Origin of the sequence: Nocardioides sp. NPDC004968 (assembly GCF_040608935.1) — a bacterium.
Classification (GTDB): Bacteria; Actinomycetota; Actinomycetes; order Propionibacteriales; family Nocardioidaceae; genus Nocardioides.
In genome coordinates this window covers 1-9,965 of sequence record NZ_JBEXJF010000065.1, presented here as the reverse complement: position 1 = coordinate 9,965, position 9,965 = coordinate 1, and the positions used below count along the sequence as shown (strand labels likewise).

The 9,965-nt window shown below is 69.4% G+C and carries 9 protein-coding genes; 4 read left to right on the top strand and 5 right to left on the bottom strand.

What is annotated here, in order from left to right; translation table 11 throughout:
- The 3 genes from ABZU72_RS28285 to ABZU72_RS28275 all read left to right on the top strand — a co-directional run.
- A partial coding sequence (locus ABZU72_RS28285; RefSeq protein WP_355022097.1) for a carboxyl transferase domain-containing protein occupies positions 1 to 627 on the top strand: 627 nt, incomplete at its 5' end.
- A complete protein-coding gene (locus ABZU72_RS28280) occupies positions 624 to 875 on the top strand; it encodes an acyl-CoA carboxylase epsilon subunit (RefSeq protein WP_355022096.1) in 252 nt (83 codons plus the stop codon). The genes ABZU72_RS28285 and ABZU72_RS28280, both read left to right, overlap by 4 nt.
- Positions 876 to 902: 27 nt before the next feature.
- Complete coding sequence (locus ABZU72_RS28275) at positions 903 to 2,249, top strand: glycosyltransferase 87 family protein (protein WP_355022095.1); 1,347 nt, start codon at positions 903 to 905, stop codon at positions 2,247 to 2,249.
- Here ABZU72_RS28275 and ABZU72_RS28270 read toward each other — a convergent pair.
- A complete protein-coding gene (locus ABZU72_RS28270; protein WP_355022094.1) occupies positions 2,216 to 3,511 on the bottom strand; it encodes a hypothetical protein in 1,296 nt (431 codons plus the stop codon). The two genes, ABZU72_RS28275 and ABZU72_RS28270, sit on opposite strands and share 34 nt — an antisense overlap.
- Positions 3,504 to 4,043 (bottom strand): SigE family RNA polymerase sigma factor, encoded by a 540-nt coding sequence (locus ABZU72_RS28265; protein WP_355022093.1) that lies wholly within the window; start codon positions 4,041 to 4,043, stop codon positions 3,504 to 3,506. Before ABZU72_RS28265 ends, ABZU72_RS28270 begins: the two co-directional genes overlap by 8 nt.
- Before the next feature lie 111 nt (positions 4,044 to 4,154).
- On the opposite strand from ABZU72_RS28265, the gene ABZU72_RS28260 reads away from it, so the two are divergent.
- Entirely contained in the window at positions 4,155 to 5,834 is a 1,680-nt protein-coding gene (locus ABZU72_RS28260) for a DUF885 domain-containing protein (RefSeq protein WP_355022092.1), read from the top strand.
- A gap of 398 nt (positions 5,835 to 6,232) precedes the next feature.
- Here the strand turns inward: ABZU72_RS28260 and yjfF are convergent, their stop codons facing one another.
- Genes yjfF through ABZU72_RS28245 form a run of 3 tightly spaced genes read right to left on the bottom strand, consistent with a single transcriptional unit; the run spans position 6,233 to position 9,871 of the window.
- Positions 6,233 to 7,237, bottom strand: a complete 1,005-nt coding sequence (gene yjfF, locus ABZU72_RS28255) for a galactofuranose ABC transporter, permease protein YjfF (RefSeq protein ID WP_355022091.1) — start codon at positions 7,235 to 7,237, stop codon at positions 6,233 to 6,235.
- The gene (locus ABZU72_RS28250) at positions 7,234 to 8,295 is read right to left on the bottom strand and encodes an ABC transporter permease (protein WP_355022090.1); all 1,062 of its coding nucleotides are present in this window, start codon (positions 8,293 to 8,295) and stop codon (positions 7,234 to 7,236) included. The genes yjfF and ABZU72_RS28250 overlap by 4 nt, the downstream gene beginning before the upstream one ends.
- On the bottom strand, positions 8,288 to 9,871 hold the full coding sequence (locus ABZU72_RS28245; RefSeq protein ID WP_355022089.1) for a sugar ABC transporter ATP-binding protein: 1,584 nt from the start codon (positions 9,869 to 9,871) through the stop codon (positions 8,288 to 8,290). Before ABZU72_RS28245 ends, ABZU72_RS28250 begins: the two co-directional genes overlap by 8 nt.
- Positions 9,872 to 9,965: the final 94 nt, after the last annotated feature.

Here is a 9,965-nt window from a genome sequence, read left to right as displayed (position 1 = left end):
ATCGAGGGCCGCCCGGTCGGGATCGTGGCCAACCAGCCGATGCAGTTCGCCGGCTGCCTCGACATCGACGCCTCCGAGAAGGCCGCCCGCTTCGTCCGGACCTGCGACGCCTTCAACGTGCCGGTGATCACCTTCGTCGACGTACCCGGGTTCTTGCCCGGCACCGACCAAGAACACAACGGCATCATCCGCCGCGGCGCGAAACTGATCTATGCCTACGCCGAGGCCACCGTCCCGCTGGTCACCATCATCACCCGCAAGGCCTACGGCGGCGCCTATGACGTGATGGGCTCCAAACACCTCGGCGCCGACATCAACCTGGCCTGGCCCACCGCCCAGATCGCGGTCATGGGCGCCCAAGGCGCCGCCAACATCGTCCACCGCCGCACCCTGCAAGCCATCGTCGATGCCGGCGGCAGCGCCGACGAGGTCGAAGCCAAACGCGCCCAGCTCATCGACGAGTACGAGACCACCCTGGCCAACCCCTACATCGCCGCCGAACGCGGCTACATCGACGCGGTCATCCCACCCCACGAGACCCGCGCCGAGGTCACCCGCGCGCTGCGGCTGCTGCGCACCAAACGCGAGACCCTGCCCGCCAAGAAGCACGGGAACATCCCGCTGTGACCACGCCCGAGAACCCGACGAACGAGCCGACAGCCGAGCCCAAGGCTGAGCAGAAGCCCTTGCTCAAGGTCATCGACCAGCACGCCACCCCCGAAGAGATCGCCGCGATCGTGGCCGTCTTCGCAGCCCTGGGATCGACCGGCGAGGCACCCAAGAAGAAGCCACGCTCCCTGTGGGCTGCTCCGCAGCTGCGTACCCCGCTCCACCCCGGCCCCAACGCCTGGCGCGCAAGCGGCCTGCCTCACTGACGAGGACCGCAATGTCATGATCGCTCCGTGATCACGTTCTCTCGGCGATATCTCCTGGTCACCCTGGCTTGGCTGGTGACCCGGGGATGGGTGGTGCTCCTCTACGGCTTCCCGGCCGCGGCGGAGGGCTCGTTCTCCTGGTGGGGTGCGGAGTGGGGCGTGGTGGGCGACGTGAACTACTACCGCGACAGCCTCGACGCATTGGCTACAGATGGGGTCGCGGGGGCGCTGGTCGAGTATCCGGTGCCGGCGCTGCTGCTGCTCTGGATCCCGTACGCCGCGATCGGCCTGCTCAACCTGGGCGGCGAGGCCTACATCATTGCCGTGCTCGCGATGGCGGCGCTGACCGACCTGCTCTTCATGGTGCTGCTCGTCCGCAACCGCCGCGGCACGCACCCGAGGTTCGGGATCTCCGCCGCGGAGGCGTTGTGGCTGGTCGCCGTCCCGGCGCTGGGGGCGACGGCGTACGCCCGCTTCGATCTCTTCCCCGGGATCATGGTCGGCCTGGCGGTGCTCTACGCGGTCAGGAGACCGAAGGTGGCCGCGGCGTTCGCGGCCTTCGCGACCGGCGCGAAGTACTGGCCGATCCTGGTCATCCCGGCCCTCGCCGCGAACCGCGCCACCCGCCGCGGGGTCCTCCTGACCGTCGCCGGCACCGGCATCGCCCTGGCCGGGCTGAGTCTTGTCCTCGGTGGCTGGGACCGGCTCTGGACACCGCTGAACTACCAGGGCGAGCGGGGCCTGCAGATCGAGTCGGTCTTCGCGACCCCGGCGATGTACGAGTGGGGCCACGGCGGTCCGGAGAGCGGCTACGCGATCGACTACACCGAGTGGAAGGCGTACGACATCAGCGGGCCGCTGGTCGAGGCGCTGCTCCTCGCGGCGACGGTCGCCTCCGTGGTCGCCGGGGCGCTCGTCATCGTCTGGTGGGTGCTCGCCTGGCGTCGCCTCCCCCGCGGCGCACGGACCGAGGAGACGATCGTGTGGCTGGCGCTCGCGACGGTGGCCGCGTTCCTGGTGACCAACAAGGTGCTCAGTCCGCAGTACATGCTCTGGCTGCTCCCCGCCGCCTCCGCCGGGCTGGTCCTGCTCCGCGGCCGCGCTCGCCGGCAGCTCGGGATCTGGTCGGTCGTGCTGGTCGTGGCGACGCTGCTGACTCACGAGATCTTCCCGCGGATGTACGGCTACATGCTCACCTTCAACGACATCGGCTCACCGTGGATCACCGAGGTGCTGGCCTGGCGCAACGGCCTTCTGGTGCTTCTCTTCCTGTACGCCGCGTGGCGCACTACTCGGTTGCTGGCCGCCCTCCCCGAGCGGGGGCGGCCAGCAACCGAAGATCAGGAGAGGCAGACCTTGGCGACGTCGCCCTGAGCCGAGTAGATCGTGACCGGCTCCTCGGCGAACACCGGCCGGCAGGCCGCCGCGGTGAGCTCGTGCACGGTCACGCCGTCGTAGAACCCGTGATCGTCGCAGTTCTCGTAGTTCACGAAGACCTCCCCGGGCTCGCCTCCGTCGCGGAAGATCCGCAGGATGACGTACGCCGTGACCGGCTGCCCCGCGGCACAGTTCTGCGGCGTGTTGGGACCGGAGCGGGCCGGCGCGCTGCGGATCGCCTCGATGAGGCCGGCGGCGTCGGAGCCGGTGATCTCTCGCGACCCGGTCAACGATGCCGAGGACGGCTCGTACCGGCAGATCGCGATCGACTCCGGAGCATCACCTTCCAGCGGCGAGGTCGCGGGGTCGGACTTCGGCCGCACCGGGTCGCCCTCGGCCAGCGGCGAGGCGGTCTCGCAGCCGTAGGGATCCTTCGCCACGGTCCTCAGGGACCCCTTGATCTCCTGGTTGACCCGCTCGTCGCCCGGCCCGGTGAGGATCGTGGCGTACGCGTCATCCCCGACCTGGACCCGGGTCAGCAGCCAGCCCTCGTGCTCCCAGGAGCCGGTCTGGAGGCTGGCGCCCTTGCCCGGCTTCTCGATCAGGACGTAGGGCTGCCACAGTGCGAAGGGCACCTTGCCGAACTGCGGCGGGAAGTCACGGTCCTCGGTCTCGTTGCAGGCGATACTCGGCACCGGCTGGTTGGTGATGTTCGCGACGTAGGGAGTCCGCGGCACGGTGTCCCACTGGTCGCCGGGCTTCGCGATGCACTCCGGCAGCGCCGGCGCCGTGGCGTCGGCCCACTCCTCGGGCACCTGGAAGGCGATGTCGTAGCGGACCGCCCAGCGGTTCCCGTCCGCGGGTGCGGGCAGGTCGGTGCGGCCGCCGTTGTCGTAGGTGCCTTCGGGGGCCGCCGCCTCCGGCTCGGAGAGCGCCTTGGGCGCGTCGCCGGAGCGGTCCTCGGCGCCGGAGGCGTCGCTCGCGGCCGTGCTCTCGCCACCGCCGCCGGTGGGCTGCAGGTTGGCCACCACGCCACCCAGACCGACGACTGCCAGCACCGCGGCGGCAGCGGCCAGGATCCAGGGCGCCTTCCGGCGTACGGGTGCTTTCTCCTCGGCCTTCTCGGTCTCGTCGGCCAGGTCAGCCGGTCCAGACCCATCTGAGGCCCCGGGGATCGCGAGCTCCCGCGGCTCGAAACCATCGGCCGCACGGGCCAGGGCGGCCCGGAAGGCCCGCTCCTCGCGCTCGAAGTCACTCATTGTCAACCCCCTCGTTCCCTCTCCGATCAACAGAGCCTTGCTCGTTCAACCGCTGCCTCAGCTTGGCCAGCGCCCGGTGCACATGTGAGCGGGCGGTCGCCTCGGCGCAGTCGAGCACCGTCGCTATCTGCGCGAACGACAGGTCCTCGTAGAACCGGAGGACCACCGCCGCTCGCTGGTTGGACGGGAGCGTCTGCACCAGCTCCCACGCCTCGTCCGCGTCTCGCTCCTCGGGGCCGGGCTCATGCCTGGTCGCCATCGGCTCGACGTCCTCGACCAGCACCAGCCGGCGCCGCTTGCGCCAGCCGCTGATCGACCCGTTGACGATGCTCCTCTTCACGTACGCCTCCGCCGTCCCGGACGCCGCCAGCGACTCCCACCGCGGCAGCGCACGGGCGAGGGCGTCCTGCACCAGGTCAGGAGCGTCGGAGTTGTTGCCGGTCACCAGATAGGCGAACCGCTGTAGCGCGGGCCCCCTCGAGGCCACCCAGGCCCCGAAGTCCGGATCCCTCTCCTGCTCTTCGGCATCCACGGACACCTCCTCTGGCACGTTCACACACCTCCTACGCGAAGTCTGGCGCGTTCGTTGCGTGTAGCGGGGAATTGAGTTGCCCGAAGACGTCCCGGTCCTAAGGTTGGCCGGGTGACCCGTGAAGTAGACGCCCGCACCGACCGCTATGTCGAGGAGCTCTGCGCCCTCGACCCGCTGACCGCGACGTACGTCGGTGTCGCCGGCCACGACGCGGAGCTCCCCGACCTCTCCCCCGACGGGATGCAGGCGGTGGAGGAGCTCAACCGTTCGGCCTACGCCGACGTGGCCGCGATCAAGCCGGTCGACGAGCGTGAGCAGGTCGCCAAGGACGCGTTCCTGGAGCGGGTCGGGCTCGACATCGAGTTCGCCGACGCGCAGCTGGACCGGAAGTTCGTCTCCGTCATCACCAGCGGCATCCACAACCTGCGCGAGGTCTTCGACCTGATGCCGACCGGCACCGAGGAGGACTGGGCCGCGATCGGCGCCCGGCTGGCCGGGATGCCGGACGCGGTCGCGGGCTACACCGCGACCCTTCGGGAGGAGGCCGCGGCCGGACGGGTCTCGGCGACGGCTCAGTACGAGAAGGTCGCCGACCAGATCCTGAGCTGGACCGGGCAGAAGGGCGCCGGTGACTTCTTCACCGGTCTGGTCTCACGTGCGCCCGAGGCCGTTCCTGCGTCCCTGCGCGCCGAGCTCGAGGCCTCGGCGGCCAAGGCCAACGAGGCGTTCGCCGAGTTCGGGCGGTTCATGGCCGCCGACCTGGTACCCAACGGGCTGCCGAAGGAGGCCGTCGGGCGCGACCACTACCAGCTCTCCTCCCGGCGCTACCTCGGCGCCGAGATCGACCTGGAGGAGACGTACGCCTGGGGTTGGGAGGAGCTCAAGCGACTCTCCGACGACATGGAGGCCACCGCCGACCGGATCCTGCCGGGATCGAGCGTTGTCGACGCGGCGGCCCATCTCGACAAGGACCCCGTGCAGCAGCTGACCTCGACCGCAGCGCTCAAGGAGTGGATGCAGACCGCCGCCGACCGCGCCATCGCGGAGCTGGCCGACGTGCACTTCGACATCCCCGAGCCGGTCCGGCGGATCGAGTGCATGATCGCGCCGACCACCGACGGTGGGATCTACTACACCGGCCCCTCCGAGGACTTCTCCCGGCCCGGCCGGATGTGGTGGTCGGTGCCCGAGTCGGTCACCTCGTTCGGCACCTGGCGCGAGCTGACCACGGTCTACCACGAGGGTGTACCGGGCCATCACCTCCAGGTCGCCCAGACCGCCTACCGCGCCGAGCTGCTCAACCGCTGGCAGCGGCTGATGTGCTGGGTCTCGGGTCACGGCGAGGGCTGGGCGCTCTACGCCGAGCGCCTCATGGACGATCTCGGCTACCTGGACGACCCCGGTGACCGTCTCGGCATGCTCGACGGCCAGTCCTTCCGGGCGGCGCGGGTGATCATCGACATCGGCATGCACCTGGAGCTGAAGATCCCGGAGAACAACCCGTTCGGCTTCCACCCAGGCGAGGTGTGGACGCCCGAGCTCGGCCGAGAGTTCATCGGGCAGCACTGCCTGATGGAGGACGCCTTCCTCGACTTCGAGGTCGCCCGCTACCTCGGCTGGCCGGGCCAGGCCCCGTCCTACAAGGTCGGGGAGCGGATCTGGCTCCAGGCCCGCGAGGACGCGCGCGCTCGTGCCGGCGCCGCGTTCGACATGAAGGCCTTCCACCGCGCGGCGCTCGACCTCGGGTCGCTCGGCCTCGATCCTCTTCGGGCGGCGCTCGGGCGGCTGTAGTTCTGCGGGGTTGGTCAGAAGACTTTGGTCGTACGCGGGGTGCTGCTTCGTCTGCGCTGCTGTTTCCACGGGGTTGGTCTGGGCCGCCGACCCGTGTGTGGCCACGGCACACTCACCCACGGAAAGTGACCGATCCACGCCTCCACCAGCCAGGGTGTCTTTGCGTGGAAGAAAAATTTCTTCCATCCACCAACCCCACCCCGGGCCAGGCGCTCTCTGAGGCGAACGAAAATTCGTTCGCCCACCAACCCTCCCGAAGAGAACGGGCTCTAGGCGGAAAGAAAATTCATTCCACCGGCCAGCCCGACCACCCAAGCTCCCAAGCCCCGCCCAACCCAAACCTCAGCGCCAAACCCCAACCACAAAAACACGGCCCCCAACAGAGAAGGAAAACCGACCTACCCCCGCCGAGTCAACACCCGCTGCGCAACGACAAACACAAGCACCAGCACCCCGATAGTGATCCGAGTCCACCAAGAGGACAGCGTGCCGTCGAACGAGATGAAGGTCTGGATCGTGCCGAGCACGAGCACGCCGAGCAGCGAGCCGATCACAAACCCGCGGCCACCGGTGAGCAGCGTGCCGCCGATGACCACGGCAGCGATCGCGTCGAGCTCCATCCCGACCGCGTGCAGCGAGTAGCCCGAGAGCGTGTAGAGCGCGAACAGCAGCCCGCCGAGCGCCGCACACAGCCCGCTGATCGCGTACACCCCGACCTTGGTCGCCGCCACCGGCAACCCCATCAGCAGCGCCGACGGCTCGCTGCCGCCGAGCGCGTAGACGGTGCGTCCGAAGCGGGTCGAGGCGAGGACGTACGCAGCGACCGCGACGATCACCAGCGCGAAGACCGCCGTCCACCCGAGGTAGTAGCCACCGGGCAGGGTGATCGTGCCGAACGCGATGGCTGAGAAGGTCTCGTCCTTGATCGGGATCGAGTCGACGCTGATCAGGTAGCAGAGCCCGCGGGCGAGGAACATGCCCGCCAGAGTGGCGATGAACGGTTGGATGTCGAAGTAGTGGATCAGCAGCCCCATCGCGGTGCCGAGCAGGGTGCCGGACAGGAGCACGATCACGATCACCGCGACCACCGGCAGGCCGAGCTCGAGCGTCCGAGCCGCGATCAGGGTCGAGAGGGCCACGTTGGAGCCGACCGAGAGGTCGATCCCGCCGGTGAGGATCACGAACGTCATCCCCACCGCCAGCACGATCAGGAACGCGTTGTCGAGCAGCAACGTCAGGAAGACCTGCGGGTCGGCGAACCCCTCATACCGGATCCCACCGACGCCGAACATGCCGATGAACAGCGCGAACGTGCCGAGCACGGGCAGGTAGCGGCGCGGCGGGCTGTAGCGTGCGACTCGGGCGATGAGTCCGGTCTCGATCGCGGGCACCTGAACACTCATGCGACAGCCTCCTCGCGGCTGGTCGGCGTACGGTCGGTGCGCCGTTGCAGCACCGCTCGCGCCTTCGGCGACTGCAGCAGGCAAACGACCACGACCACCAGCGCCTTGAACAGATAGTTGGCTTCGGCCGGGATGCCGATGTTGGGGATGGTCCGGGTGAGGGTGGCGATCAGCATCGCCCCGACCAGGGTGCCGGTCAGCGAGAAGCGACCGCCGGCCAGCGACGTACCTCCGATGACGACGGCCAGGATGGCGTCCAGCTCGATCCACAGTCCAAGGCTGTTGGCGTTCACCGAGTGGGTGTTGGCGGCGATGATCAGGCCGGCGGTGCCGGCGCACAGCGCCGCGAAGACGTAGACGGTCCAGATGATCGTGCGGGAGCGGACGCCGGCCAGCCGGCTCGCCTCCGGGTTGATCCCGACCGACTCGATGAGCAGGCCGAGCGCGGTGCGGCGTACGACGATCTGGGTGGCCGCGAAGACCCCGAGCGCGATCAGGGCGGCGACCGGGAGGGTGAGCAGGTGGCCCGAGGCCAGCGCGGCGAAGGCGTCGTTGTTGACAGTGGTGATCTGGCCGCCGGTCACCAGCATCGCGATCCCGCGGCCGGCGACCATCAGGACCAGCGTGGCGATGATCGGCTGGATGCCGACCACCGCGACGAGGAAGCCGTTCCACAGCCCCAGCGCGACGCAGACCGCGAGGGCCATCGTGATCGCGATGACGGCCGTGCCCAGGGCTCCGTCGGCGGGGCTCTTGACGATGTAGACGCAGGCGACGGCGCCGGCGATCGCCGCCACCGCCCCCACCGAGAGGTCGATCCCGCGGGTCGCGATGACCAGCGTCATCCCGATCGCGACCAGCAGCACCGGGGCACCGTTGCGGACGATGTCGACCAGGCTGCCGAAGAGGTGACCATCCTGGATGCGTACGTTGAAGAAGGTCGGCGTCGCGATCAGGTTGACCACCAGCAGCGCGCCGAGCGCGGCCAGCGGCCAGAAGAGGCGGTGGGCCATCGCGCGGGCGCCGAGCCCCTGGCCCGGTCTGATGTTCTCAGGCATCTGCTCGCTCCTTCTCGGCCAGGCCGCCGGGTTCGCCGGTGATGATCTCGAGTACGTCGTTGACATCGATGCCTCGGTTGGGCCGCTCGGCGATCTTGCGGCGGTCCTTGAGGACCACCAGCCGGTGGCTCAGCCGGAGCACCTCCTCGAGCTCGGCGGAGATGAACACCACGCTCATCCCCTTCTCCGCGAGATCGGCGACGAGCTGCTGGATCTGGGTCTTGGCACCGATGTCGATGCCGCGGGTCGGCTCGTCGAGCAGGAGTACGTCGGGCTCCGTGATCAGCCAGCGCGCCAGCAGGACCTTCTGCTGGTTCCCACCGGACAGACTCCGCATCGGCAGGCTCGGGTCGGCCGGCCGTACGTCGAGAGCGGTCATGAACTCCGTGACCAGCTTCTCGCGGGTGGCCGTCGGGATCGGCCGCAGCCAGCCACGGGTGGCCTGCAGACCGAGCAGCATGTTGTCGGCCACGGAGAGCTCCTCGAAGACCCCCTCGGCCTTGCGATCCTCGCTGCAGAAGGCGAGCTTGCGGTCGATCGCGTGCCGGGGGCTGCGCAGCCTCCGCCGGCTCGAGCCGCGAACCGTGAGCTCTCCGGTGTCCGGGGCGTCGGCGCCGAACAGCAGCCGGGCAAGCTCCGTACGCCCCGAGCCGAGCAGGCCGGCGATGCCGACGACCTCGCCGGGGTACAGGGTGAGGTCGGTGGCCTCCAGGCTCCCCTTCCGGCCCAGCCCGACCGCACTGAGCACCGGGAGGCGCTGCTCGGTCGCAGCCTCCTCGGATGCCTCGTGCACGGCATGGTCGAGGCGCTCGAGGACCTGGAGGTCGCGGCCGATCATCAGCTGCACCAGCTCCAGCTGGGTGGTCCCCTCGACCAGCCGCTCGCCCACCACCCGGCCGTTGCGCAGGATCGTCATCCGGTCGGAGATGTCGAAGACCTGGTCGAGGAAGTGGGAGACGAAGACGATCGCGGTGCCCTGGTCACGCAGGCGCCGCATCACCTCGAAGAGCCTGGCCACCTCGTCGGCGTCGAGGCTGGAGGTCGGCTCGTCGAGGATCAGCACCCGGGCGTCGGTGTCGACGGCACGCGCGATCGCGACGAGCTGCTGGACGGCGATCGGGTGGCTGCCGAGCTCCGAACCGGGGTCGATGTCGATACCGAGGCCCTGCAGCGAGGCGGCGGCGCGGCGGTTCATCCCCCGGCGGTCGATCGGGCCGATCCCGTTGAAGCGGCGGGGCTCGCGGCCGAGGAGCATGTTCTCGGCCACGGTGAGGTTCGGCACCAGGTTGACCTCCTGGTAGACCGTGCTGATCCCGGCGTGCTGAGCCGCGGCCGGGGTGGCGAACTGGGTCTCGACGCCGGCGATCTCCACCCGACCCGAGTCGATCGTGTAGACCCCGGTCAGGGCCTTGATCAGCGTGGACTTCCCGGCCCCGTTCTCCCCCATGAGCGCGTGCACCTCCCCCGGCAGGAGTCGCAGCGAGACGCTGTCGAGCGCTCGGACCGCTCCGAACGTGATGGAGACGTCGAGCATCTCCACCACCGGTCGGGGTGGCTTCACTTCTGCCTGGCTCACCCGCGAACTGAGAAACTCCGAGGGTGCTGTTTTTGCACGAAACCACGCCGTCATCCCGGGCTTGACCCGGGATTCATGCCGGAGCGCCGCCGAT

What these genes read in the sequence shown, in the direction of transcription:
- ABZU72_RS28270 (WP_355022094.1), bottom strand. Translation starts at nt 3,511, where the DNA reads ATGAGTGACTTCGAGCGCGAGGAGCGGGCCTTCCGGGCCGCCCTGGCC.
- yjfF (WP_355022091.1), bottom strand. Translation starts at nt 7,237, where the DNA reads ATGAGTGTTCAGGTGCCCGCGATCGAGACCGGACTCATCGCCCGAGTC.
- ABZU72_RS28250 (WP_355022090.1), bottom strand. Translation starts at nt 8,295, where the DNA reads ATGCCTGAGAACATCAGACCGGGCCAGGGGCTCGGCGCCCGCGCGATG.